We start from the raw sequence: 26,950 nt of genomic DNA on the forward strand, positions 1-26,950 counted from the left end.
GCCGGACGGGCGTACAGAATCATCCGGGAAAGGATAACCCGCCCCGGCGGCCAGTGTCGTTTTGGCGGCGCGTCAAGAGTTGGTTCTCAGCGAGATTTCCCCGCCGTGGAGGCGACGAAGCCCTTGCGGTGTCTGAATCAGCAGGCGGCCGGATTCGTCCACGCCCTGTGCCTGCCCCCTGATCATGGTCGTGCCGGGCCCGGAAGCGAGCACGGCACATCCCGCCAGCACATCCCGGCGGGCCCACCGAGCCTGCATCGCTGCGAATCCCTGGTCATCGAACGTATCCAGGTCCTCGGCCAGCTGGTCGATGAGGGCGGCGGCCAGCCTGTTGCGATCCGTCGCCTGCCCGGTCGTGGTCGCCAGGTCTGTCCAGGGCTGATCCGGCGCGGTCTGGCCACGGAAATCAACGTTGATGCCGATACCGATGATGGCGCTGGCGCCATCGCGCCTGCCACCCAGATCGATCAGGCAACCGGCCACCTTGCGCCCGTCGATCTGGATGTCGTTGGGCCATTTCAGACCCGCTCGCAGGCCGCAGCAACGTTCGATGGCGGCAGCGCCGGCCAGTCCGGCCACCAATCCCAGCGCTTCGAGGCGCCTGACCGGTCCGGAAAAGCGTCGATATAGCGACAGGTACAGTCCGCCCGGCGGCGAGATCCAGCGTCGTCCGCGGCGGCCGCGACCGGCCGACTGGGCTTCGGCCAGCAGGATATCGACCGCTTCACCCCCCGCCCGCAGCGCGGCCAGCCGGGTATTGGTGGAATCGACCTCGCGCTCGACCCTAAGCGTCGCTGTGCTTCGGTTCAGTCGGCTCCGGATGCGCTGGGCATCCAGCGCGATCGGGCCTGGCGCCGGCTGAGGACGGCTGCCGTTGGTCATGACGAGCCAGTCAGCGCCGGCGCTTGAGCAGGAGGGCCTGGTCGAAGCGATTTTCCGAGCCATCGCGCAGGCGCGCAAGATTGCTGCGGTGGGTGAAGATCAGAGTAACCGCGAGGATGACGGCCAGCGCCCCCAGCACCGGGGGCAGGGGATCCGGACCCAGCAGCCACATCGCTGGGACCAGTGCGATGCCGGCCAGAATCGTCGCCAGGCCAACGTAGCCGGTCCCGACGATGGTGACGATCCAGACCAGCAACAGCGGCAGTATGCACCAGGGTGCCAGCACTGCGATCGCGCCGACCGCGGTGCCGGCGCCCTTGCCGCCGCTGAACCCGAAATACAGCGGCCAGACATGGCCGAGCACGGCGCAGAATCCGGCGACGGCGGCGAGCGTGAGCGGCGCCACGGCGGTCGGAAGCAGACCTGCCACCAGCCAGGGTGCCACCAGCGCGGCCAGCGCGCCCTTGCCCAGGTCGATGATGATCACCGCCAGCGCGAAACGCCAGCCCAGGGTACGCAGGGCGTTGGTCCCGCCGGCGTTGCCCGAGCCCATGGCGCGGATATCCACGCCGCGCAGTCGGCCCAGCACCAGACTGCCGGAGAGAGAGCCCAGCAGGTAGCCGATCAAGGCCGCCGTGCCCAGGGCGAGAATAGTCACTTGGCTTGTTCTTCCGGGGCGTGCCAGGGGTGGAGGCCGCACAGGAGGGCGCCCGGTCCGGCGTGGCAGCCAATGGCCGGGCTGGCGTCCTCCAGCCAGCAGGCGTCGACCTTTGGATGCCCGGTCAGCAGCCGATCGCGCAAGGTTCGAGCGTCTTCCAGGGCATCGGTATGGCTGATGATGACTCGATACACTCGATCGCGGTCCATTTTCTTGAGCACGAAGCGGGCGAACCGCTCGACCGCGTTGCGCCGCCCGGGCAGCACGCCGCGGGGCCCCAGTTTGCCCTCTGCCGTGTTGGCCAGCACCAGGTTCAGGCGCAGACGGCGCGAGACGGTTTCCATCCATGGCTTGATCCGCCCACCGCGCACGCCCCAGGACAGATCGCGCACCAGGCACAAGGTCTGGAATTCGGCTCGTGTCCGGGTGAGGTGTTCGATGATGGCCGCCCGCTCCCAGCCGCGGGCGGCGGCTTCGGCGGCCCACAGCACCATCAGGCCCTGGCCGGTCGCACCGTTGAGCGTATCGAACACGGAGATAGCGTCGCCTTCGAAGCGCTCGCCGGCAGACTTGGCAGCCTGGAAGGTACCGCTCACGGCGCTGGAAATCTGCAGGGCCAGCACCTCGAGACCGTGCGAGGTCAGCAACTCGAACTGGCGGCGGAAATCACCCGGCGGTGGTTGCGAGGTGCGAGGTGCCGTCGTGCTTGCCGCCAGGCGCTGGTAGAACGCGGTCGGCGTGATCGTAAGCTTGTCGAGGAATTCCTCGTCGCCGAAGTTCAGGCGCACCGGCACGACGTTGATGCCCAGGCGGTCGACTTCCTCGGCCGGCAGATCGGCGGCCGAGTCGGTCACGATGGCGACCTGGCCGTGCTGGTTCATCAAGCCGTGCTGGCGGGTCATGTCGTCGGCTTTCTGCTGACGGATTTCGCCATGATCGCCGCAGATTCGAAAGACCTCGCCGGGGGAGTCGGTGTGAATGTGCACGCGCGCCCGGCGCGCGCCGCCAGCCACGACCAGCGAGGACGCATCGAGCGCTTCGAGTTCGCTTCTGAGCGCGACCACGTCGAGGGATTCGCCGGCGATCAGGCATTCGGTGCAGAAACGATGTTCATCGGGCGCCTCGCCGTGCAGGTGCATGGCTTCTCCGCCGGCGATCGCGGCAGAACCCTCGCTGATGCCGGGCACCTTGCCGCTTTGGATGTAGCGCGAAATGCCTTCGAGGAAATCCACAAAACCCTGCGCGCCGGCATCGACGACGCCGGCCTCGCGCAGGACGGCCAGTTTTTCCGGGGTGGCGGCCAGTGACTGGCGGGCGCGCTTGAGGCCGCGCTGAAACAGGGCCCGGATATCGTCGACGCCGTCGCGCGCCAGGCGGCCGAGTTCGTCGCCGAAGTCTTCCAGCACCGTCGGCAGGGTGCCCGGCACCGGGTTGGACATCGCGCCCCAGGCTGAACGCGCGGCCGAGCGCGAGGCTTCGGCCAGCCCCGCGGCATCGAGCACCTGGTGATTGCGGCTGGAGTCGCTCAAGCCCTGGAAATACTGGGCCATGATCGCCCCGGAGTTGCCGCGCGCCCCGTCCAGCGCGGCCTCGGCGATCTGCTCGAGCAGTTCCGGCAGACTGCGCCGGTCCGGTTGCTCGATGGCGCTGCGGACGCTGGCCAGAGTGAACGCCAGGTTGGTCCCGGTATCGCCGTCGGGCACCGGGAATACATTGATCTTGTTGATGTAATCGCGCCGTGCGAGAACGTTGGCAATGCCCGCCAGCAAGGCTTCCTGAAGCCGGGAAGCGTCGACGTGGGTGACAGCCAGCGCGCCGCTAGCCATTCATCAGGTCCCGGACCTGAGACGCGGTAAACGGCCAGGACAGTTTTTCACCGGTGGAGTCTCGCATGAGGACCGGGATCTGGTCGCCGTAGCGCTCGGTCAGCTCGGGGTCATCGTCGATGAAGACCTTGTCGACCTCACCCCCAAAACCGGCTTCGGCCAGCAAGTGCTCGGCCTTGGTGCAAAGCTCGCAGTCGCTGCGGGTATACAGAATCAAGCGCATGAAATCGTCAGCTCAATTAAGAAGCGGAAGTGTAGCGTCGGGCCGCAGCGGCGTTCAAGGCGCCGTCGCGTCACGCATGATACGGCCATCTTTGAGGATCACAACGAAGTTGCGCGCAGGCTCAGCAAGCACGGTCAGGTCGGCAAGCGGGTCTCCGTCGACCAGCAGCAGGTCGGCCAATGCGTCCGGTTCGATCACGCCGAGTCGACCGGGGTAGGGATTCCTGGGCCCTGACAGCGCCAGCAGGCGGGCGTTGTCGTGGGTGACCATCTTGAGGATCTCGGCCGGCGTGAACCATTCCAGCAGCAGCATCAGGTTGCTGTTTTGCTCGTGGTTGAGGGCTGGTTCGAACAGGAAATCCGTCCCCCAGGCCAGCTGTACGCCCAGCTCGCGGGCCAGCGGCCACAGCCGGGCCTGCCCGGCCAGTACCGGCTCTCGCTTGGTTCGGCGCATCGGGTCCATATCCGGTGTGCTGGCGCGCAGGACCTGGGTCGACAGCCAGATCTCTTGCTCGGCCATGATGCCCAGCGTTTCCTCGTCGAGCAGCTGGCCGTGCTCAACCACCCGCACGCCCGCCTCGATCGCCCGGCGGATGGCGCGCGGGGTGTAGGCATGAACGGCGACGTAAGTGCCCCAGTCTTCGCTGGCCTCAACCGCGGCGCGCATTTCGTCGAAGGTGTACTGGGTGACGTCGACCGGGTCATAGGCCGAGGAGGTGCCGCCGCCGGCCATCAGCTTGATCTGGCTGGCGCCGAAGCGCAGGTTTTCGCGCACCGCCGTCAGCACTTCGGCGCGGCCATCGGCGATGAAGGTCGCACCCAGTTGCTCGGCCCGCGAGGGTTCGCCAAAGAACCGGCGCGAGCGCTCGCTGGGCAGCCGGAAATCACCGTGACCGGCGGTCTGGCTGATGGTTGCACCCGAGGGCCAAACCCGCGGCCCCGGATAACGGCCCGAATCGATGCCCTTCTTCAGGCTCCAGATCGGCCCGCCCATGTCGCGCACCGAGGTAAAGCCGCGCAACAGCATGGCCTCGGCTTGCTCGGCTGCAGCCGTCTCGGCCAGCTCAGGGGTCAGATCGGGCGAGAGCAGGCGCGGCATGGACAGGGCGCTGAAGGTCAGGTGCACATGGACATCGATCAGGCCCGGCATCAGGGTGCGGCCCTGGCCCTTGATCACCCGAGCACCCGATGGCGTTGCCAGGTCGCCGCCGATGGCAGCGATGCGATTGCCCTCGACCAGAACACGCGTCGGTTCGGTCAGTTCGGTGGCTGTTCCGTCGAAGACCCGGACGTCCTGAAACAGGATCGAATTGGGTTCCTCTCCCCCGGCGAAAGCCGTACCGAGCAGGGAAAAGACCAGGAGCAGCGTCGTAGCGGTCGATCTCGTGTTCATCAGGCCGGACCTTGGGGTGTGAGTTTTGATTATTTCATCGGGGCTTGGCGCCGTCCAGCCGGCCCGGCTTTTGGCTACACTGGCATGCATGGCTGTCAGCATTTTTGATTTGTTCAAGATCGGCATCGGTCCATCGAGCTCGCATACCGTGGGCCCGATGCGAGCGGCCGGGATTTTTGTCCAGCGGCTCGACGAGCGCGAACTGCTCGAGCGCGTGGACCGGGTGCGGGTGGAATTGTTCGGCTCGCTGGGGCATACCGGCCGCGGCCACGGCACCGACCGGGCCGTGTTGATGGGCCTGGAGGGCGAGCTGCCCGAGCAGGTCGACCCCGACGCGATCGGCTCGCGCGTGGCCGAGATCGCCGAGCAGGGCCGACTGCGCCTGGCCGGGCATCACGAAGCGCGCATCGATCTGCGCGCCGACCTGGTGTTTCACAAGCGCCAGACCCTGCCGCATCACCCCAACGGCATGCGCTTCATCGCGCTCGATGGCGACGGCGAGGAATTGCTCCGGCGCGACTACTACTCGGTCGGCGGTGGTTTCGTGGTTAATGCCGACGAGGCGGCCTCGGACCGCATCGTGGCCGACAGCACGACACTGCGTTATCCCTACACCAGCGGCGACGAGCTGCTGGCCATTTGCGACCAGGAAGGCCTGCGCATCAGCGACGTGATGCTGGCCAATGAGCAGGCCTGGCGGTCACAAGACGAGGTTCGTGCCGGGCTGATCGAGATCTGGCAGGCGATGCAGCTGTGCGTCGAGCGCGGCCTGGAAAAGACCGGGCACCTGCCCGGCGGTCTGAAAGTAGCCCGGCGCGCGCCAACCCTGTTTCGCAAGCTCAAACACCGCGCCCAGGAGAACAATCTCGACCAGCTCGACTGGATCAACCTCTACGCCCTGGCCGTCAACGAGGAAAACGCCGCCGGCGGGCGGGTGGTGACCGCGCCCACCAACGGCGCGGCCGGCATCATTCCGGCCGTGCTGCACTACTACCGCCGCTTTGTTGCCGGCGCCGACGAGGACGGGGTGATCGAGTTTCTGCTCACCGCCGGCGCGATCGGCATTCTGTACAAGGAAAACGCCTCGATTTCCGGCGCCGAGGTCGGCTGCCAGGGCGAGGTTGGCGTGGCCTGCTCGATGGCCGCCGGGGGCTTGACCGCCGCCCTGGGCGGCAACATGGGCCAGGTCGAAAACGCCGCCGAAATCGGCATGGAGCACAACCTGGGCCTGACCTGCGACCCCGTCGGCGGCCTGGTCCAGATCCCCTGCATCGAGCGCAACGCCATGGGCGCGGTCAAGGCGGTCAACGCCACCCGCATGGCCATGGCCGGCGACGGCAAGCACCGGGTTTCACTCGACAAGGTCATCAAGACCATGCGCGACACCGGCCGCGACATGAAGACCAAGTACAAAGAGACCTCCCGGGGCGGGCTGGCGGTCAACGTCATCGAGTGCTGAGGCGCCTCGACGAGGGTGGGGCTGAACAGCGTAGTCATCGCTTATCCCGGTTTGCTGACTTGCCAGGTGACCACTTTGGTGACTATCATTTACCCATGAGCGAAGCGACCACCAATCTCAAGGACGCCAAGGCGCGCCTGAGCGAGCTGGTTGATCGGGCCCAGGCCGGTGAGACCGTAACCATTTCGCGCCGAGGGCGGGTGGTGGCGCAATTGACGGCCAGTCCGTCCGCCCGCCGAGCCATTGACGTCGAGGCCTTGCGCGAATTGACCCGTCGGCTGCCCAGAACCGACCAGGAGGCCGGTCGGCTACTCCGCCAGATGCGCGACAACGCCCGCTATTGACGGTGGGGCCCTGTTACCTGGACACCAGCACGCTGGTGGCCGCCCTGGGCAACGAACCGCATACGGCAAGATCCCAGGACTGGCTGGCCGCCCAGGCCGCGCAAGACTTGTTCATCAGTGACTGGGTGATCACCGAATTTTCCAGCGCGCTGGCGCTAAAGCTCAGAACCAGGCAGATTGAGGAAGATCACCGGGCCGAATGCCTGGCGGTTTTTGCCCGCCTGGTTGAGCACAGTCTGATCGTGCTGCCCGTCAGCAGCAGCGATTTCCGCGCGGCCGCTCGTCTGGGCGATCAGCACCAGATCGGCTTGCGCGCTGGTGACGCCCTGCACCTGGCCATCTGCGCCGCCCACGGCCTGCGCATGATCACCCTGGACAAGGCTTTGGCCCAAGCGGCCACCACCCTGGCCGTCCCGGCGAGACTGCTGTGAGTTGCCCATCACAGGGTCGGTCTGCGCCTGTCCGGCACACCTGGCCCCAGCCCGGGCTTGCCGTTACTTGCGCCGTGAACGCTAGACTGGCCTGCTAATGAAGCTCGCGTCCGCCCAGCTCTTCGCCGTTCTCCTGCTCAGCGGGCTGCTGACCGTGCCGGCAGCCTGGGCCCAGACGATTTATAGCTGGACGGACGAGGACGGGATCACCCACTTTACTGATCGCAAGCCTGACACCGATCGGGAAGTGACGGTGCAAAAGGCGATCGCCGAGCCGGAATCACCATTGGAGATCCGGCGCAGCGGGCCGGACGATGACCCGGTCTGGTGGTTTCGCAATCGCCTGGCCGGACCGCTGGCCGTGCGTCTCAGCCTGGCCGAGTCGGACAACGTGGTCTCCGAGCCTGAATTGCCGCGGGTCTTCATCCTGCCGGGCGAGACCGAGAGCGAGCTGGTCACCCTCGGCCCGCTGGACCCGCGCCGGTCCTGGCGCTACCGCTTTCAGACCGAGGCCGTGGTCGGTTCGCCCGAAGCCGTTCATCGCCCACCAGGGCCTTACCGCCCGCCGTTTGCGCCGGGTGAGTCGTTCACCATCGGCCAGGCTTTCGGTGGTGCGTTCAGCCACAGCGATGCGCAGTCGTTTCATGCCGTCGACATTGCCATGCCGGTCGGCACAGCCATTCATGCAGCGCGCGCCGGGGTGGTTATGGACATCGCGCGCTACTTCCACCGCGCCGGTACCGACCGCGACCGCGACGGCCCCAGGGCCAACTTCGTCCGCATCCTGCACGACGACGGCACCATGGCCGTCTACGCCCATCTCGACTACGAAGGCGTGCGTGTCCATCCCGGCGAGCGGGTGGCCAGAGGCCAGTACATCGGCCGCTCCGGCAACACCGGCTACTCCTCCGGACCGCACCTGCACTTCGTCATCCAGAAAAACCGCGACATGGCGCTGGTCTCGGTGCCGTTCGAGTTCGAGGGGGCGGGCGGCGGCGCGGTAACGCCGCGTGAGCGGCTGCGCCTGAGCGCACCTGATGCACGGACGCCCGGATCATCACTTTGAAGATGCACTGATCGCCGCGACCGCCTTGATCCATCATCTAACCGTTGCCGCTCTGAGACTGACGCGGAAAACGACAAGAGGTAAACTAGACCGCATGGCTTCTAAATCAGACACCGTTAAGGCCAAGGCTCGGGAGTTGATTGAGCAGCTACCCGACACCGTAACCTGGGATGACGTGGCTTATGAAATCGCCGTACGTCGATCCGTTGAGCGTGGGCTGGACGATATTGATGCCGGGCGCACTTATACGAGCGAAGCCCTGCTGAAGTCTCTTGGCCTGAGTGCATGACGGTCATCTGGTCGGCCGAGGCGCAGGCTCAGCTTGCTGCCATTCATGAACATGTGGCCGAGAACGACCCCCAAGCTGCCGAGGCACTGATCAAGCGCCTGGTCGCCCGTGTTGTTCAGCTGGAGACTGTTCCGTTCAGCGGACGCAGGGTGCCTGAGTACCCAGACGACGACCTGCGCGAGTTGCTGTTACGACCTTATCGGATCATCTATCGGCAACGCGATGAGCGCGTGGAAGTCGTGACCGTGATGCACTACCGGCAGCTGTTGCCCATTAACCCCCACGACTTGACCTGACTTCGGCAAAACCGTGTGAAACGCGGTAACGCCGCGAGAGCGGCTGCGCCTGAGCGCACCTGATGCACGGACGCCCGGATCACCACCTTGAAGATGCACTGATCGCCGCGACCGCGTTGACCCATGATCTGACCGTTGCCACCCGCAATACGAAGGATTTCGGTTTGTTTGGCGTCAGTTTGGTCAATCCGTTCCGGTGACCACCGAGAGGGGCTCAACGCCCGAACCGCCGTCCGCCTGCATACCCGTCGTGAACGCGCGGCCTGCGCGAAGAGTGGAATGACCGGTTTTGAAGTATCTGCTCGACTCGGTCATCGTGCTCGATCATCTTAACGGCATTGCTGAAGCGACCGGGTTCTTGCGTGCGCATGCCCACCTGAGTGCCGTTTCCGTCATCACCCCGGCCGAAGTACTGGCGGGAGTATCAGACACCGAGGAACAACCGGTCACCCGCCTGCTCAACCAGTTCCGCACTCTGCCGATGACGGTACAGGTGGCCGACCAAGCCGCCGCGCTGCGTCGCTCGGAACGCTGGAAACTGCCCGACGCGGTCAAGGCAGCCATTGCGATCGAATCCGGGCTTGTGGTGACCCACAATACCCGCGACTTTCAGCCGGGCAGCCTGCCCGAGGTGCTGATTCCTTACCGTCTGTAGGTTATCGGCCTTTGAAAAGTGGTTAATGGCACCCAAGGCTTATAATGGCCAGTTAGCTCAAGAAGTCGTTGATATGCCCCGCCTGCCCGAAGAAATCGCCCGCCGCCGCACTTTCGCGATCATCTCGCATCCGGATGCCGGCAAGACCACGCTGACCGAGAAGTTTCTGCTGTTCGGCGGGGCGATCCAGCTGGCCGGGTCGGTCAAGTCGCGCAAGGCTTCGCGCCATGCCACCTCGGACTGGATGGAGATGGAAAAAGAGCGCGGGATCTCGATCACCTCCTCGGTGATGCAGTTTCCCTACCACGACGCCATCGTCAACCTGCTCGACACGCCGGGCCACGCCGACTTCTCCGAAGATACCTACCGCGTGCTGACCGCGGTCGACTCGGCGCTGATGGTGATCGACTGCGCCAAGGGCGTGGAGGAGCGCACGATCAAGCTGATGGAGGTCTGTCGCCTGCGCGACACGCCGATCTTCACCTTCATCAACAAACTCGACCGGGAAGGCCGCGAGCCGATCGAGCTGCTCGACGAGGTCGAAGAGGTGCTCGGCATCGAGTGTGCGCCGGTGACCTGGCCGATCGGCATGGGCCGGCGGCTCAAGGGCATCTATCACCTGATCCGCGACGAGATCCACCTGTACGAATCCGGCAAGAACTACATGCGCCAGGAGCCGCGCGTCATTGCCGGCCTGCACAGCGCCGAGGCCGATGAGGTACTCGGCCCGATGGCGGCCGAGCTGAGAGACGAGATCGAGCTGGTCCAGGGCGCCAGCCACGAATTTGACCTCGAGCGCTATCTGAAGGGCGGCCAAACGCCGGTGTTCTTCGGCTCCGCACTCAATAACTTTGGCGTCATCCCGCTGCTCGATGAGTTTGTCGAACACGCCCCGGCGCCGCAGCCACGCGCGACCCTGGGTCGGACAGTGCAGCCAGCCGAAGAAAAGCTCACCGGCTTCGTGTTCAAGGTCCAGGCCAACATGGACCCGGCCCACCGAGACCGCATGGCCTTCATGCGCGTGTGTTCCGGCGTTTTCGAGAAGGGCATGAAGCTGCATCACGTGCGCTTGGGCAAGGAGCAGCGCACCCACGGCGCCCTGACCTTCATGGCCGACGAGCGCGCGGCGGCCGAGTACGCCTACCCCGGCGATATCGTCGGCCTGCACAACCACGGCACCATCGGCATCGGCGATACCTTCACCGAAGGCGAGAACCTGCAGTTTGCCGGCATCCCGAGCTTCGCGCCCGAACTGTTCCGGCGCGTCCAGCTCCGAGACCCGCTCAAGCTCAAGGCCCTGACCAAGGGCCTGACGCAGTTATCCGAAGAGGGCGCGACCCAGTTTTTCAAGCCGCTGATCGGCAACGACCTGGTCCTGGGCGCGGTGGGCCTGCTGCAGTTCGACGTGGTCGCCTACCGGCTGAAGGCCGAGTACAACGTCGAGGCGCGCTTCGAGGCGGTCAACGTCGCCACCTGCCGCTGGGTGTCCTGCAGTGATGAGCGCGCGCTGGAAAAATTCCGCAACAAGAACGAGCAGCACCTGGCCGAAGACGGCGGCGGCCAGCTGGTCTACCTGGCCCCGACCCGGGTCAACCTTCAATTGGCCCAGGAACGCCATCCCGAAATCACCTTCCGCGCCACGCGCGAGGTCAGTGTGTATGTCGAGGTCGAGCAGGCGGCTTGAGGGGGGCTTTACACTGAGAAATTGAGAAATCAGTGGAGCAATGAGCGTCCCAAAGGTGAGCCTACGAGGGCTTGAGTCTGACTTCCCCTGATCTGCCGAGCTTTCGACCATCCCGGAACCTAACCTATACTTCACTGATGGATACACAACTCCAGCAAATTTCCCAGTGGCTGGCAACCCAGCCGGATATCCGGCTGGCGGTCGGCTTTGGTTCGGTTGCCGAGGGCACAGCGAAGCCGGATAGCGATATCGATATTGCGGTGCGAGCCGAACAGCCGCTGGATGCCGAGCGCAAGATGGCGCTTATTGAGGGCATTGCGAGCCTGGCTGGTCGCACCGTGGATCTGGTTGACCTGGCGCGCATCGGCGAGCCGTTGCGAGGTGAAGTCCTGAGGGGGCAACGCTTGTTTGGCAGCGACGAAGATTGGGCCGAGCAAATGCTGCGTCACATCTACGACAACGAAGACTTCGTGCCTTATGTTCGGCGTCTGTTGGCCGAGCGACGTGAGCGGTGGCTGAGATGATTACTGAACGCAAACTCGACTCTCTCCGACGTTGTCTCGAGCGAGTCCGACGCTGGTGCCCTGACGAGGCCGAAGCACTCACAGTCGATGTTGATGCGCAGGATATTTTGTCGCTCAATCTCACCCGAGCGGTGCAACTGTGCGTGGACATCGGTGCTCAGGTCTTGGCGCGCAGCGGAGCTGCAGCGCCACAGACGATGGCCCAGACCTTTGCCCAGCTCAGCCAGGAAGGCATCATTGCTCCGGAATTGGCCGAGCGCATGCGCCGAGCGGTAGGATTTCGCAATATAGCGATTCACGAGTATGACGAGATCGACTGGCAAATTGTCCACGCCATCGCCACCCGTCACTTGACTGACTTCGAAGATTTCGCGCGGGCTGCCGTCGCTGAGCTTGGCAGCTGAAACAGCCCTCTTATGCTCAATTCATTAGAGAATCTTCGAATGCACTTGCTAGTAGCGTCACGCTGCGGAAAATCCCTGCCGACCATAGATTAAACCTCGCAGACCCAGTCGCGCCCGGGGTTGCGACTGATTGCGATGCTGGTGTTGGTCGCGATGGTGATCACTGGCCTGGCCGCTACGACGTCAGCTCAGGCGCAGACAGCGGTTGCGCCCACTATGCACTCTGAGTAACGAAAACGATCCGCAGTCCGCAGGGCGTTGTCGTGTCTGCACAACCACGGCACCATCGGCGTCGGCGACACCTTCACCGAAGGCGAGAACCTGCAGTTTGCCGGCATTCCGAGCTTCGCGCCCGAGCTGTTGGCCCAGGAACGCCATCCCGAAATCACCTTCCGCGCCACGCGCGAGGTCGGTGTGTACGTGGACGTTGATCAGGCGGCTTGAGGCTTTGCAGTAGAGCAGGGGCTGACGCTGAGCAATACCAGCGCGGCTGGTCCGACTATCGAGGCCTTCTTCGAAAACTGTCGCAGCCCGCGCCGGAAGTACCGTCGAGCAGTCGCTCGACGGTATCCGGCAGCGGCAGGACAATAAGGCCGCAGATGGCCTGCCCGTACAAGTGACCAAAATCGCGACGATCACCGGTCACGAAAAGGTCGGCTTTTTGGGCTATTGCGGCTGCCAGGATGGGAATGTCCTTGGAAGGCAGTCCCTGGGCTCGAGCGGCGGCCAGATGCTCAGCGCCTGGCTCGGCACCGATGGCAACATTGCCCAGCAAATTCTCGAGAATCTCCCCGCGTTGCGCGCGCTTACTGGCCAGGTTTCGACGCGCCTCTTCGACGGCAAGCCTGGACCGATGGGAGAAAACATGTTGAGCACATAATAAAATGTGCGAAACATTTATAGTGGAGCAGGCCGTGAGCCACATGATTCAGATCAGGAACGTGCCCACCGAGCTGCATCGTGCGCTGAAAGCGCGAGCGGCAATGGAAGGGACGAGCATGAGCGAGCTGTTCTTGGACCTGATGCAAGGCTGGCTGGAGCTGCCCTCGGAACTGGAGTTACGCGAGCGGTTGCGCGATGCCGAGCCTTTCGACATGACCGAGTCCTCGGCCGAGCTGATCCGCAAAGAACGAGATGCGGCGTGAGTCGGATTCTGGTCATCGATGCATCGATTGCCATCGACCTGATCGCCCGCTTTCGTCCCGAGCCGGGCAGATCCCCGCATCCCGGTCGGACCTGGCGGGCGAATTGAAATCATTGCCCATCCGCCGTTACCGGCACGCAAACCTGCTCGACGGCATCTGGTCACTGCGCGGGCACCTCACCGCTTATGATGCTGCCTATGTCGTATTGGCCCGACTTCCTAACGCCACCCTGGTGACACGCGATGAACGACTGGCGCGCGCAAGCGGCCAGCTCGAGCGAGTGCTATTGCCGTAACTTGAGGAAATCCTGATGACGTTATTCGCGACAAGGACAATCGCGGCAGGCATCCTGCTGATAATGGCGACCGCGCCAGCGCTGGCGGAGTCACCGCGCGAGTTGCGCCAGCAGGTTCAAAACTGCCAGACCATTCGCGAACCCGAGCAGCGCCTGGCCTGCTTTGATCGCTTGCTGGAAACGCCCCAAGAGCGCGCCGAAGGCCCGGGCGCGGAGTCTGCGACCGAGGATATCCGGCCCGTCTCCCGCATGAATCTATTCTGGGAGCTGGACGACCAGACCCACAGCGGCCTAGGCCGCATCCGAGCCTACCGCCCACTGCTGGCCACGTTGGCGCGCTGGAGCAGTTCACCGAATGGCAGGCCGTCTTCGCCGAACGGTGAGGCGATTGACGACTTTCCGCTCGATTCGGTGGAGGCATTTTTCCGCATCAGCCTGCGCACCAAGGCCTGGGACAACCCGATCGGGGACAACGGTGATATCTGGGTTGCCTACACCCAGACGGCCCATTGGCAGGCCTACAACACCGACAATTCCTCGCCGTTCCGCGAAACCAACTACATGCCGGAAGTGTTTTCGGCCTGGCGCGTCGGCCTGCCGCTGGGTGAGCGGTGGCGCTGGGAGCTGCTCAGCCTGGGTTTCAAGCATCAGTCCAACGGCCGTGGCTCGGTGCTGGGCATTTCCCGGAGCTGGAACCGCATCTATGCCAACTTCGGTTTCAAGGCGCAAAATACCGAGGTCTATCTGCGCCCCTGGGTTCGGGTCTTCCATGAAGATCCGGACGACAACGCCGACATCGAGGACTTTCTCGGCTACGGCGATCTCCAGGTCATCCGCCACCTGAACCAGAGTCGCCTGGAACTGACCGCCAGACTCAACCCGTCGACCAGAAAAGGGATGGTTCGACTGGGCTATCACTTCCCGCTGGTTGGCGATCTCCACGGCTACCTGTCCGTTTTCAGTGGCTATGGCGAAAGCCTGATCGACTACAACCATCGCCAGACCACCCTGAGCGCGGGTGTTTCGATGTTTCAGTTCTAGCTCAGTCAGGAGAATCGCTAAGGGGTCGTTTAAGCCGCATATCGCCCTGGGACATGTTCAACATGCAAATTCCCCAGGGATGAGATGCCGCGATCAGGAATTCAGCCGCGCGCCGCCGGTTCGTGAGCGTGGTCTGGTTGCAACATCGGGCACAATGCCCAAGTGACTTTCGTTCCCGCTCCAATCTGTCCTTCCCGATGGTGATCACCGCCGGTTCCGGTCTTTTCCCCAGCCGAACCCGCCGCCGCCAGCTGTTTGCCATTGCCCTGCCGGTGATCGGCGGGATGACCTCGCAGAATATTCTCAACCTGGTCGATATCGGCATGGTCGGGCGGCTGGGTGATACGGCGCTGGCCGCGACCGGGCTGGGCAGCTTCGCCAACTGGCTGTCGATGGCCTTCATCCTGGGGCTTTCGACCGGCGTGCAGGCGATCGCCGCCCGCCGCATGGGGCAGGGCGCGAGCGGGGAGCTGGCCTTGCCGCTCAACGGCGGATTGCTGCTGGCGCTGCTGCTGGGCACGCCGCTGGCCGCGGCCCTGATTCTGCTGGCGCCCGAAATCATGGCCCTGCTCAACCCGGACCCGGACGTGGTCGCCGAGGCCGGACCCTACCTGCAGGTTCGCCTGGTCGCGCTGGTGGCGGTGGGGATGAATTTCTCGTTTCGCGGCTACTGGTCGGCGGTGCACCTGACCCGGCTGTACCTGGTCACGCTGTTGATCATGCACACGGTCAACGTGTTTTTGAACTGGGTGTTGATCTTCGGCAACCTGGGCGCCCCGGCGCTGGGCGTGGTGGGCGCCGGCCTGGCGACCACGCTGTCGATCTTTTTAGGCCTTGCCGTCTACGTCTACTTCGGCTTTCGCTACGCCCGCGAGGAAGGTTTTCTGTGCGCGCTGCCCAGCCTGGCGATGCTCAGAAGCCAGCTCAAGGTGTCGCTGCCGGCCAGCCTGCAGCAGTTTTTCTTTGCCGCCGGCATGCTGACCCTGCTGATCATCATCGGCCAGATCGGCACGCGCGAGCTGGCGGCGGTCAACGTGCTCATGACCCTGGGCCTGGTGATTATCCTGCCGGCGATCGGCTTCGGGCTGGCCACGGCCACCCTGGTCGGCAATGCCCTGGGGCGCGAGGATCCCCAAGACGCCATGCTGTGGGGCTGGAACGCGGCCGTTTTCGTCGCCGTGCTCGGGCTGGCGCTGGGTGCGGCGGTGATGCTGGTCGGGCGCCCGCTGCTGGAGGTCTTTCTGACCGACCCGGCGACCGTCAAACTCGCTCTGCCGGCGCTGATGATCTCGGCGGCCATCATTGGCGTCGACGCCGCCGGCATGGTGCTGCTCAACGCCCTGCTGGGCGCCGGCGACACGGCCCGGGTGATGCGGATTTCCATCATCGCCCAGTGGGGCATCTTCCTGCCCCTGGCGGCCCTGGTCGGGCCGATCCTGGGCGGCGGCCTGCTTGCGGTGTGGATTTTGCAGGCGGTCTACCGCTGCGGCCAGGCGGCCTGGTTTGCGCGAACCTGGAAGCAGGGGCGGTGGCAGTCGATCAGGATATAGATGACCGTTTTTCTCAGGCGCATTGCGGGACAAAGCGCGGCCTTTTCGGGCTCACCGGATCGATCCCGTAACAATTCTTAATAAACCAGATGGGGCTCGGGCGCATTGAGCTTGCTAGAGTAATCAACGCGTCTTATGCGTGTTTCCATGGTTTTTGCGTTTTCCGCTGAATGGAGTTCGGGGACCGTCTCCAGCCAGGTGATCACCCCTGGAGCATGACTGCAATACGGACGCAGAAAAATGCTTGAACGTCCAATGCGAGTCTTTTCCGGGGGCTACTTGTTGTGTCCAGATGGTTCGCGATTTTCATCGCGGTCTTTTATTGTGTAGTAATCGAGGGGGCCTCGGCTCAGGAAGCCCCGGAACCGCAGTTGACCGAAACGGTTCCGGATGAGTCCTTTCTGGGCGAGCCGTTCTGTTTTAGCACTGAGGTGACCAACTCCGGCCCGACCGGTTTCGGGCCTTATCTGCGCCTGGTGTTGCCGCCGCTGCTGCAGTTCGACTCGGCCTCGGCCTTCGGTGGCGGAACGGCTAATTTTATCGGCCAGTTTCCTCTCGACCCGGATCCGTTGGTCACCGAGACTGAACTGAACGATCCGCGTATCGATGAGCCGGTAACCGGGCCGGAGGGTTTCTCCTATCGCAACATCTTGCTGCCGGTCGGCTCCCTGGTCGAAGGCTCTCCACCGCTACCGGTGGAAATCTGCCTGACGATCGACCCCGATGCCGTGGTCGGCGATCCGCTTACCGTGGACCTGACCCCGGTCTACCAGTTCGGCGACAGCGCCACCGGCGACAACGGGCCAATCGTCGGCGATGGGGTCGAGCAGGCGGTTGTTCCGACCGTCCTGCTGTTCGACAAGACCGACAGCACGCCCGAATCCGAACGGCCGCCGGGTAGCAGTTGGCGTTATGCCTATACCCTGTCTGTGGATATCGCCAATACGGCGATCATCGATCCGATCACCATTGTCGACACCCTGCCGGACGATTTCCTGTACGAGGCGGGATCGGCGACCGTCGTGGCCGGGGATAACTGTTCGGTGACGCAGGAGCCCCTGGGCGGCGCGCCGGGCGGGAACCTGGAAGTCCAGTGTGGTGCAAACGTGGGAATGACCGGGGGCGGCGAGATCGTCGTGACCTATTCGGGTCATATCGTCGATATTCTGAACGAGACTGTCTGCGAGACCAGTCCGATCATGAACGATGCGAGCGTGACGGCTACCTACATCGATCAGGACAACAACCGCAATCCCCTGCCGGAGGTCTTCGACGACACCAAGGTCACGGCCGAGCATGTTGCGGTTCAAAAGAGGGCCTCGCCCGGACAGGCCAGCCCGGGAGCCGTGATCGACTACAGCTATGCCGTTCAGGTCACTGACTTTGGCGATGTCTCTGACCTGGTGTTTACCGACGTGCTCGCCGACGGAATCGACCTTGATGCCGACAGCGTGATTTTCACGGTCGACGGAGACGCGCCGATCTCGATAATCCCCGACGTGACGGTGGCCAACGACACCACGGTGTTGCTCGATCTGTTCTCGGCCTGGCAGGACGCGACCGGCAGCACGCAGATCGACGCCGGCAGCACGATTGCGGTCAGCTACCAGGGCAGCGTCCGTCAGACCTACCGCGAGACCGGCTTGCCGGTACTGGCCGCCGATGCCCTTGGCAACTCGGTGGTCGCCGACTACAACCTGCTGCAGGGCGCGAGTGCCTGCAGCGACGGCAGCGGTGCCACCGTGGACGTTCTGCCGGTATCGATCGACAAGTCACTGGTCGACGCCCAGGACTTCTACGAGCCGGGTGAAACCGTCATTTTCCGCCTGCGCATGAATGTCCCTTCCGGTGATACGCGCGACATCGAGTTCCTCGACTTCCTGCCGCTGCCGGTGTTGCAGGTCGGCGACGTGGAACTCGCGTTCAGCACCGACAAGGCCGATTGCGACGCCGGAACGGCCGGCATCTGCCTCGGCCCGGACGATACCGCGCGACTGACGCCGGTCGCAATCTCGGCCGATGGGGCGCAGAACGCCATCCAGATCGACTGGCCGGATGTCGATACCGAGGAGCCCCAGGTCATCGAGGTCGACCTGTATACCACCGTGACCGATGAGCCGTTCGCCGACGGGCTTGTCCTGACCAATATTCTCCAGGCCTTTACCGCCAACACCCCCGGCGAGATTGCGGCCGATACCGGCCCGGTACAGATCCAGGTCGGCGCGCCGGCGCTGGAACTGACCAAGGGCGTGATCGCTACTGATGGGGACGGTGTCATCGACCCGGTACCCGGAGATTTCCCCGAAGACAGCAGCATCAGCAAAGTCGAGGCCGGCGACCAGATCACCTTCCGCATGACCGTCGAAAACCTTGGCACTGCCCCGGCCTTTGAGGTCACGCTGTTCGATGACCTGCCGGCCGGGCTTTCCTTGTGCACGGTCGACGACGTGGTCACCCAAGCCGGAGACGGGCTGGATTTCAGCGGCGATCTGTTCGATGCCAACGATCCGCTCACCCTGAATGACCCGCTGCCCGGTCTGGCCGAGCCGCTCGATGAGCAGAACGTGGCCTTCATAGACTTCAGCTGCGAGGTCGAAATCGGTGTCCAGCCCGAAGAGCAGTTTTCCAACTTCGCCGTCGGCGCCTACACCTCCCAGCCCGGCGGGCCGGAGTTCCCGACCATCGAGGATGATGCCGCTATCGAGGTCGCCTTGGTCGAGTTAGGCAAGTCACTGGCCGCCAGCTCCGAAGCTCACACCAGCGACAGTGCCAACCCGCCGCGCCTGACCATTGGCGAGATCGCCCGCTATCGGCTGATCACGCGGATTCCGCGTGGCACCCTGCCGGACTTCACCGTCGAAGACGTGCTGCCGACCGGTCTGCAATTTCTCGACGATGGCACGGCCACGGTCGGATTTGTTTCCGCCAATGGTGACATCACGTCTTCGACGCTCAGCGGCGTCGATTTGAACATGATCGGTTCCGACCCGAACGTGTCGCCGACCTTTCAGATTCCCGCCGCGGCGATCAGCGGCGAACCGTTCGAAAGCGGTACCAACCCGATCTTTAGCCTCGGCGATATCGTCAACTCGGAGACCGGTGACGACGACGAGTGGATCGTGATCGAATTCAACGCCCTGGTACTCAATGCCGCGGCTAACAGTGCCGGTACCAACCGGGACAATCGTTTCCGTGCAAGTGTCGATAGTAGCCAGGTGGGAGACGACTCCAACGACCAGCGCATCCGTATCGTCGAGCCGGCCATGAACGTGACCAAGTCGGCCAGCCCGGCCACAGGCCAGGCGGGTACGGTCATCGATTACGAGGTGGACTTGGATGTGCTGTCAGGCAGCGATCGGGCCGACGCCTTCAATGTCGTCGTTGACGATGTCCTGCCTGGCAGTGCCGTACTGGATACAAATTCGGTCAGCGTGACAAACCAGTCCGGCTGCGGCTTGCCTGGCGTGACGGACTCTTCGGCTGGCAATACCGTCAGTGTAGCGTTCGATACGCTGCCCATCGGTTGCTCCCTGAGCGTTGTTTACCGGGCCACACTGTCGTTCAACGTCGTGCCCGGCACGACCCTCCTCAATACCGCCAGCCTGGGCTGGTCCAGTCTGCCCGACGGTGGCAGCGATCCCAACCCGACCGGATCAGTTACCCCTGGTGCGTCCGGTGATGGCGATGGCGCGCGGCTTTACGGCACCAACAATTCGGCTTCGGTAACCATTGATAGCGTCGGCACCGAGAAAGACGTGTCCGCGACCACCGAATCGCACACGGCCGGCAATGACCTGGCCATTGGCGAGGTCGTGACCTACCGTCTGGCCATCGAAGTGCCCCAGGGTAGATCGCCGGACTTTACTGTCATTGAAGCGCTCGCCCCGGGTCTTGAATACCTTACCGGCACTGCGACACTGGGCTTTGTTGCCAATGACGCCGGCATTCGTTCCGATGACGGGGCTATTGGCACCAACCCGCAGATTTCCGGCAACGATCCGAATGTCTCGCCAACCTTTAACGTGCCGGCGGGCAACCTTGATGTTAGCGGCGATCCATTGGGCGCGGGCACGACGCTGACCTTTGATCTGGGAACGCTCAGCAACGACGACGATGATGCTGACAGCGAATTCGTCGTCATCCAGTTCGATGCCCTGCTGCTCAATATCGCCGGCAACCAGGCGGGCACGGAGCGTGATAACCAGTTCAGCGTCGAGATCGCCGGCCAACAGAACGGCCCGGCCTCCAATGCCGAAACCATCACCGTGGCGGAGCCGGAAATCGTGGGCTTGAGCAAGTCCGCCACCCCGGATTCGGGGCAGGCCGGCGACCCGATCGAGTTCACGGTCAGCTACACGGTTGCCAGTGGTGCCAACACCGCCGATGCCTTCGACCTGCTGGTCGATGACGAACTGCCCGCCGAAATGGAACTGGATATCGGCAGCATCGAGGTGACGCTGACCGACTGCCCCGATGCGCCGGTTGAAAGCGATCGGTCCTCGGACAACCAGGTGCTGCTGGAGTTTGCGGCGTTACCCACCGGCTGCAGCGTGCAGATTGACTACGCCGCCGAGCTGCTGGTCGACGTCAAGCCGGGTCAGCCGCTGGAAAACACCGCCGATGTGACCTGGACCTCCTTGCCCGGCAGTGGTGCGGCCACGCCGGGAACCCCGGGCGGCCAGGAAGGCGAGCGCACCGGCGACGGTGGCGTCAACAACTATGCCGATTCGGCTTCCGGCGAAGTGACCATCGATGCGGTGGTGCTGAGCAAGAACATCATCGACGGCTCCGATCCGGTTACCGTGCTGCCCAAGAGCGCCATCGGCGAGACCATCACCTATGAACTCGTCATCACCATTCCGCAGGGCACCACGCCCAGCGTGACCTTGCGTGACGAGGTGCCGCACGATGCCACCGGCGTCATGGAGCTGATATCGGTCGCGGTGCCTGCCAATGGTATTGGTTCGAACCTCGATGTCGATAATCCCACCGGCAATCCGCAGATCCAGAATCTACGCCTGACTCCGCAGGGGCTCGCCGACACCGTCGATTTCGATTTCGGTCAGATCATCAATAACCCTGACACGGCTACCGGCGCGTCCGGCGAAAACGAGATAGTAGTAGAGGTCGAGGCCCGCCTGAACGATCTTGCGGCCAACGCCAGTGGCGATGTGCTGACCAACACCGCCGTGGTCCAGTTCGGCCCGGATCTGACCGCGTTGGCAGCCGCCGATATCGAGGTTGTCGAGCCGGCGCTGAATATCTCCAAGGTTGGTGATATCACCTCGGGTGATGCCGGTGACCTGGTCGAGTTCACCATTGAGATCGACCATGCCGGTGCCTCCAATGCCGATGCCCAGAACGTGATCTTTGTCGACGACCTGCCGAGCGCCGAAGTGGTCTATCAGACTGGCACGGTGGGCGTCGATGGTTATGACGTTGACGTGGAGATCAACGACGGCGGCGGCATCATCACGGTTGAATGGCCCGCATTCCCGCAGGGCGAGTCGGCCACGATCACCTACCAGGCCGTGCTGGATAACACGGTGCAGACCGGCACGACGGTTACCAATACCGGGGAGCTGGAGTGGACTTCACTGGTCGACGATACCGAGCCGGAAGTGCGCGACTACGAAACCAGCGATACGCATGACATCGTGGTGTCCGACCCGGGTGTCGACAAGTTCATCTTCGCCACCAGCGAGCCGTCGACGAGCGACCCGGACCTGACCATCGGCGAGCAGGTGACCTGGCGAGTCACGGTGACTTTCCCGCAGGGCCTGACCCCCGATGCCGAGTTCGTCGACCTGTTGCCTTCGGGTAATGACTTTGACTATGTCAGCAGTGAGATCGTCTCGATCGGTTCGAACCTGGGTGTGGCCGGCATTTCGGCCGGAGATCTCGGGACCTTCGATGCCGGTGGTGGCACGGTGACCTGGTCGCTCGGGACCGTGAGCAATCCACCGCTCGGCGCCAATGAGCAAGACCAGCAGATCGTTTTCGAGGTGGTGGCCGTGGTGCTCGATGAAACGGCCAATCAGAGCGGAGACAGCGCCACCAACCGCGCCCGGCTCAGTGCCGATACGCTGGCCAATGCCATCGAGGACACCAGCACCGTCGAAATGGTCGATCCGGTACTCAATTTCAACAAGACCGTTTCCGACCCGGTTTCGGGCATTGTCAATGCCGGGGATGTCGTCACCTTCGAGCTGGTCATCAATCATGGCGGTGTTTCCACGGCTGATGCATTTGCACTGGCCATTACCGACACACTGCCCGATGAACTGGACTGGCTCGGGCTCGTAAGCGAGGATTGCGACAGCGATCTGGGCGTCGATGCCTCCGCGGCGCCGATTATCCAATTCGATCTCGACACGCTCACGCTGGCCGAGGGCGGCTGCACCGTCATCTACCAGGCTCAGGTCGATATCAGCGCCGAAGTCGGAACCAGTTTCGCCAACAGCGTGGTCGCGCAGTATGATTCGACCCCGAGTTTCGTCGCCGATGAAACCCGCCGGCGTAGCGGCGCCACTTCGGCCGATGTCACCATGGAAGCTCCGGCGCTGGTCAAGGTCGGCGATGCGAGCGACCTTGGCGATACCGGTTCGGGCGCGTTCGATCCGAACCGGTTCGATCTGGCCATTGGTGAACTGGTCACCTACGAACTTGATGTGCTGGTGCCGCCGGGCACGACTTCCGAGGCTGTGGTGACCGATTTCCTGCCCTCGGATATCGACACCGGGGTCATCGAGGCCGATAGTGCCCAGGTCTCGGGCGTTGGTGGCGCAGTCACGATCAGCCGGCCGATGGCCGACATCATCAGCATCTTCGATGACAACGGCAATGGCTTCGATGACACGGTGGTGTTCGATTTCGATACCATCGTGGTCCAGCCCAATGCGACCGCCGAGGATCGCACGATTAAGCTGCGGGTAACCGGGCGGATCGTGGATGTGCCGGGCAATGTCGACGAACTGATGCTGACCAACACGGCCGAGTTCGACTTCTTCGGCAATCCCGAGGAGCCGCTGTCCGACACGGCAGATATCGACATTGTCGAGCCCGACCTTCAGCTGGGCAAGTTCATGACCCAGCAGGGCAACGGCGTGGTCCGGATTGCCCTGAGCGTCGAGAACACCGGTACCGGTCCGGCCTATGATTTCGAGCTCACCGATGTGCTCAGCGACGTCGACTGGGATCTTGGCAGTTACCAGCGGGTCGACGTCCCGACCGACTACGAGCTTGTCGACTCCCTGTCCGCCTCGGAACTGACCGTGACCTTCCAGGCGGAGAGTTCTTCGGTGGCGCTGCTGCCGGGCGTCAGCCGGACGGCGTCGTTCGACATCAGTTTGGCCAACAATCCGCCGCTGCCGTCACCGGACGGCAACAACCCGGTGGTCAATCTTGCCGATCTGGAGTTTGCCTGCTCTTTCCCGGCCGGCTGTGGCGAGGCCGATCCTGAAGACAATATCGGTCGCATCGCCGATCCGCTCGATGATGAGGCCGAACTGGGTATTCCCGATCTGGCATTGAGCAAATCGGTCGAGTTGGAAAACGATGCCGATGGTTCCGGCGATATCTCGCCGGGAGACACGCTGCGCTATACCCTGGTGCTGGACAATACAGGTGTCGGTGCGGCGACGGACCTGATCATCACTGATACGCCCGATGACAACAGTCCGCTTGAGGTCGACACCGTCACCACCACCCAGGGATCGGTGGTGCTGGGCAACAACCCGGGCAATACCTCGATCCAGGTGGAACTGGCCAGTCTCGGAGCCGGCGACTCGGTGACGGTGACCTACGATGTGGTCATCGGCGATCCATTCCCGGCCGGTGTCGACGATCTGGTCAACCAGGCCGAGGCGGTGTCCTTCGAGACACCCGATCTCGATGATGAGGTCACGACACCGGTCAATGCCGAGCCCGACCTGTTTATCAGCAAGGATGATGGCGGGATCACCGCTGAGCCTGGCGATCTGGTGGTCTATACCCTGAACTACGGCAATATCGGCAACCAGGATGCCACTGGCGTGTTCATCAGTGATGTCGTGCCGGATCACACCACTTTCGATCCGGGCAACAGCAGCGCCGGCTGGAACTGTGTGCCCGATAGCAGCGCCGGCAGCACCTGTGAGCTGAGCATCGGGGATCTCGATGCGGGTGACTCCGGGTCGGCAACCTTTGCCGTGGTCATCGACAATCCGCTGCCAATGGGTATTGACGAAATCGACAACCTTGCCGTGGTCAGCGATGACGGCACCAATTCCGATGACCCGATCACCGACAGTGACGGCGAAATCACGCCGCTTGATGTGAATCCGGAACTGACGATCGACAAGTCCCTGGACTCGGCCGATCCGTCGCCGCCAACGCTTGAGAGCTTGTTGGCCTACACCATCATCGTCGAAAACGTTGGCAACATGACGCTGACTGGTGTAACCATCAGCGATCCTCTGGTCGATCCCATCGACCTGGTCGCCGACTGCGCCTGGGACGGTGCCGTGGACACGTTGCTGGTGGGCGACTCGGTCGCCTGTACGGTTGAGTACACGGTCAGCCAGGGCAACGCCGATGCCGGGCAGGTCGTCAATACCGCCACCGCCGACAGCGACCAGACCGGCCCGGTCAGCGATGGCGAAACGGTTGGCATCGATCCGAACCCCGGGCTGGTGCTGGTCAAGTCGGCCACGCCCGACAGCTACGCTCAAGCCGGCGATACCATCGATTACAGCTTTGAGGTCCAGAACGTCGGCAACGTGACCCTCACCGGCGTTGTCGTCGACGATCCGATGCTCTTCCCGACCATTGCCTGTACACCGTCGACGCTGGCGTCGGGTGAGACGGCGACCTGTGGCCCAGTCACCTATACCGTGACCCAGGACGACGTCAATGCCGGTCAGATCGTGAATACGGCGACGGCCTCCGGTGTCGAGCCTTCCGGAGGTGATGTGGACAGCCCGCCGGATACCGAGACGGTTATCGGCCCGAATGCTGCACCCGAACTGGGCCTGATCAAGTCGGCCTCGCCGGAGACTTTCGGCGAGGTGGGCGACATCATCGAATACAGCTTCGAAGTGGCCAATATCGGCAACGTCACCGTCAGCAACATTGAAGTCGATGATCCCATGCTCGGCGGTGCGGTGACCTGCGCGCCGATGACGCTGGACCCGGGCGAGACCGCGAACTGCGGACCAGTAAGCTACACCGTGACCCAGACCGACATTGATGGCGGTGAAATCGTCAACCTGGCCCAGGCCTCGGGTGAGGACCCGAGCGGCACACCGGTGTCCGACAACGACGAGGAGACGGTGGTCGGCCCAGCTGGCGCGCCGTCCGTTGAGTTAGTCAAGACAATCACCGACGGCTCGCCCTACGCGAACGTGGGTGATGAGATCAGCTACGAGATCACGGCCACCAACGCCGGCAACGTGACTCTGTTCGACGTTGAAATCAGCGATCCGCAGGCGAGCATCCACAGCTGCGCTCCTGCTCAGCCGGCCGAGCTGGCGCCGGGTGAGGAGCTGGTTTGCGGGGCAACCTACACGGTCAGCCAGGCTGATCTCGATGCCGGCAGTTTTACCAACATGGCCATGGTTGACGGTGAAGATCCGAATGACACGCCGATCAGCGACACCGACGATGCCACAGCTGATGGTCCCGATGCTGAACCGGCGATTAAGCTCAGCAAGATCATTAACGCCGGTTCGCCCTTCGCCGAAGTTGAAGATGTGATCGAGTATGAGATCACGTCGATTAACACTGGCAATGTGACGCTTTTCGATGTCGAGATCAGTGATCCGGATGCGACGATCGATAGCTGTGACCCGGCACAGCCGGTTGAGCTGGCCCCAGGCGATGAGCTGGTCTGCCAGGCCAGCTATACGGTGATCCAGACAGACATTGACGCCGGTAGCTTCACCAACATAGCCTTAGTCGGCGGTGAGGACCTGAACGAGACGCCGGTCAGTGCACAAGACGATGCAACAGCGCCGGGTCCTATTGCTGGTCCTTCTCTGGTACTCAATAAGGTTTTGGGCGCTGAGCCGGATCCGATTGAGGTGGGCAGTATTCTGGAGTACACGCTAACGGCGACCAACAACGGCAACGTGACGCTTGGCGATGTGATGGTGAGCGATGATCGGATTGATCCGAACCAGATCACCTGTTCGGTGGTGGCCCCGGAAGACACCTGCGTGCTGGTGGGCCGGTATGTGGTGACCCAGGCCGATGTGGATGCGGGTCAGATCGTGAATACCGGCGTTGCCGATGGCACGGATCCGGATGGTGTGCCGGTTGGTCCGGTCAATGATGATGAAACGGTGGCTCTGGATCAGTCACCGGCGATTGAGCTGGACAAGGACATCAGTGCTGGCAACCCGTATCTGGAGGTGGGTGACGCGGTTGGCTACGAGATCACGGCGACCAATACGGGGAACGTGACGCTGAGGGGAGTGGAGATCAGTGATCCGCAGGCGCAGCTGGGCGAGTGTGTGCCGGCCCAGCCTGCGGTGCTGTCGCCGGGTGACAGGCTGGTCTGTCCGGCCAGTTATGAGACCACGCAAGCCGAGATCGACGCTGGCAGCTTCACCAACGTAGCGACTGTTGCGGGAACCGACCCGAACGGGTCTGGCGTTGCAGACGAAGACGATGCCACCGCGCAAGGTCCGCAGGCTGAGCCGTCCCTGGTGTTGCTCAAACGCCTGACGAGTGCGCCGGACCCGATTGAGGTGGGCAGTATTCTGGAGTACACGCTAACGGCGACCAACAACGGCAACGTGACGCT

22 protein-coding genes are annotated in these 26,950 nt (G+C 63.3%); 17 read left to right on the forward strand and 5 right to left on the reverse strand.

The features are described 5' to 3' along the window. Window positions 1–72: 72 nt before the first annotated feature. From G3I74_RS04030 to G3I74_RS04050, 5 genes are read right to left on the reverse strand one after another with little or no spacing between them, the layout of a single operon-like run. On the reverse strand, window positions 73–882 hold the full coding sequence (locus G3I74_RS04030; RefSeq protein ID WP_164210307.1) for a biotin--[acetyl-CoA-carboxylase] ligase: 810 nt from the start codon (window positions 880–882) through the stop codon (window positions 73–75). Window positions 883–892: 10 nt separating this feature from the next. Then, window positions 893–1,540 carry a glycerol-3-phosphate 1-O-acyltransferase PlsY gene (gene plsY, locus G3I74_RS04035; RefSeq protein WP_164210308.1) on the reverse strand — a complete coding sequence of 216 codons (648 nt, stop codon included), beginning with the start codon at window positions 1,538–1,540 and terminating at the stop codon, window positions 893–895. Then, entirely contained in the window at window positions 1,537–3,366 is a 1,830-nt protein-coding gene (locus G3I74_RS04040; protein ID WP_164210309.1) for a DegV family protein, read from the reverse strand. Before G3I74_RS04040 ends, plsY begins: the two co-directional genes overlap by 4 nt. Further along, entirely contained in the window at window positions 3,359–3,589 is a 231-nt protein-coding gene (locus G3I74_RS04045) for a glutaredoxin family protein (protein ID WP_164210310.1), read from the reverse strand. Before G3I74_RS04045 ends, G3I74_RS04040 begins: the two co-directional genes overlap by 8 nt. Before the next feature lie 54 nt (window positions 3,590–3,643). After that, on the reverse strand, window positions 3,644–4,981 hold the full coding sequence (locus tag G3I74_RS04050; protein ID WP_164210311.1) for a metal-dependent hydrolase family protein: 1,338 nt from the start codon (window positions 4,979–4,981) through the stop codon (window positions 3,644–3,646). 88 nt (window positions 4,982–5,069) lie between these two features. On the opposite strand from G3I74_RS04050, the gene G3I74_RS04055 reads away from it, so the two are divergent. From G3I74_RS04055 to G3I74_RS04135, 17 genes are all read left to right on the forward strand, one after another. After that, complete coding sequence (locus G3I74_RS04055; protein WP_164210312.1) at window positions 5,070–6,440, forward strand: L-serine ammonia-lyase; 1,371 nt, start codon at window positions 5,070–5,072, stop codon at window positions 6,438–6,440. Between the two features lie 95 nt (window positions 6,441–6,535). Next, entirely contained in the window at window positions 6,536–6,784 is a 249-nt protein-coding gene (locus tag G3I74_RS04060) for a type II toxin-antitoxin system Phd/YefM family antitoxin (protein ID WP_164210313.1), read from the forward strand. Window positions 6,785–6,786: 2 nt separating this feature from the next. Beyond that, window positions 6,787–7,215: a PIN domain-containing protein gene (locus G3I74_RS04065; RefSeq protein ID WP_164210314.1), complete on the forward strand. Its 429-nt coding sequence runs from the start codon at window positions 6,787–6,789 to the stop codon at window positions 7,213–7,215. A gap of 97 nt (window positions 7,216–7,312) precedes the next feature. Next, on the forward strand, window positions 7,313–8,281 hold the full coding sequence (locus tag G3I74_RS04070; RefSeq protein ID WP_164210315.1) for a peptidoglycan DD-metalloendopeptidase family protein: 969 nt from the start codon (window positions 7,313–7,315) through the stop codon (window positions 8,279–8,281). After that, entirely contained in the window at window positions 8,253–8,570 is a 318-nt protein-coding gene (locus tag G3I74_RS15655; RefSeq protein WP_203594531.1) for a hypothetical protein, read from the forward strand. Before G3I74_RS04070 ends, G3I74_RS15655 begins: the two co-directional genes overlap by 29 nt. Beyond that, on the forward strand, window positions 8,567–8,866 hold the full coding sequence (locus tag G3I74_RS04080) for a type II toxin-antitoxin system RelE/ParE family toxin (protein ID WP_164210316.1): 300 nt from the start codon (window positions 8,567–8,569) through the stop codon (window positions 8,864–8,866). The genes G3I74_RS15655 and G3I74_RS04080 overlap by 4 nt, the downstream gene beginning before the upstream one ends. A gap of 62 nt (window positions 8,867–8,928) precedes the next feature. Next, complete coding sequence (locus tag G3I74_RS04085; RefSeq protein WP_203594532.1) at window positions 8,929–9,066, forward strand: PIN domain-containing protein; 138 nt, start codon at window positions 8,929–8,931, stop codon at window positions 9,064–9,066. 89 nt (window positions 9,067–9,155) lie between these two features. Further along, window positions 9,156–9,521, forward strand: a complete 366-nt coding sequence (locus G3I74_RS04090; RefSeq protein ID WP_164210317.1) for a PIN domain-containing protein — start codon at window positions 9,156–9,158, stop codon at window positions 9,519–9,521. 73 nt (window positions 9,522–9,594) lie between these two features. After that, window positions 9,595–11,205, forward strand: coding sequence for a peptide chain release factor 3 (locus G3I74_RS04095; protein WP_164210318.1), 1,611 nt, complete (start codon window positions 9,595–9,597; stop codon window positions 11,203–11,205). A 137-nt stretch (window positions 11,206–11,342) separates the two neighbouring features. Beyond that, entirely contained in the window at window positions 11,343–11,729 is a 387-nt protein-coding gene (mntA, locus tag G3I74_RS04100) for a type VII toxin-antitoxin system MntA family adenylyltransferase antitoxin (protein ID WP_164210319.1), read from the forward strand. Next, window positions 11,726–12,133: a type VII toxin-antitoxin system HepT family RNase toxin gene (gene hepT, locus G3I74_RS04105; RefSeq protein WP_203594533.1), complete on the forward strand. Its 408-nt coding sequence runs from the start codon at window positions 11,726–11,728 to the stop codon at window positions 12,131–12,133. Before mntA ends, hepT begins: the two co-directional genes overlap by 4 nt. Window positions 12,134–12,391: 258 nt before the next feature. Continuing rightward, window positions 12,392–12,577, forward strand: coding sequence for a hypothetical protein (locus G3I74_RS04110; RefSeq protein WP_164210297.1), 186 nt, complete (start codon window positions 12,392–12,394; stop codon window positions 12,575–12,577). A gap of 172 nt (window positions 12,578–12,749) precedes the next feature. After that, on the forward strand, window positions 12,750–13,013 hold the full coding sequence (locus G3I74_RS04115; RefSeq protein ID WP_164210321.1) for a hypothetical protein: 264 nt from the start codon (window positions 12,750–12,752) through the stop codon (window positions 13,011–13,013). A gap of 43 nt (window positions 13,014–13,056) precedes the next feature. Then, window positions 13,057–13,278: a FitA-like ribbon-helix-helix domain-containing protein gene (locus tag G3I74_RS04120; protein ID WP_420823062.1), complete on the forward strand. Its 222-nt coding sequence runs from the start codon at window positions 13,057–13,059 to the stop codon at window positions 13,276–13,278. A gap of 358 nt (window positions 13,279–13,636) precedes the next feature. Continuing rightward, window positions 13,637–14,614: a phospholipase A gene (locus G3I74_RS04125; protein ID WP_164210323.1), complete on the forward strand. Its 978-nt coding sequence runs from the start codon at window positions 13,637–13,639 to the stop codon at window positions 14,612–14,614. A gap of 197 nt (window positions 14,615–14,811) precedes the next feature. After that, window positions 14,812–16,164, forward strand: coding sequence for an MATE family efflux transporter (locus G3I74_RS04130; RefSeq protein ID WP_164210324.1), 1,353 nt, complete (start codon window positions 14,812–14,814; stop codon window positions 16,162–16,164). A 371-nt stretch (window positions 16,165–16,535) separates the two neighbouring features. Continuing rightward, window positions 16,536–26,950: DUF7507 domain-containing protein (locus G3I74_RS04135; protein WP_164210325.1), on the forward strand; the 10,415-nt coding region annotated here is incomplete at its 3' end.

This window comes from Wenzhouxiangella limi, from assembly GCF_010499265.1.
Taxonomy (GTDB): Bacteria; Pseudomonadota; Gammaproteobacteria; order Xanthomonadales; family Wenzhouxiangellaceae; genus Wenzhouxiangella; species Wenzhouxiangella limi.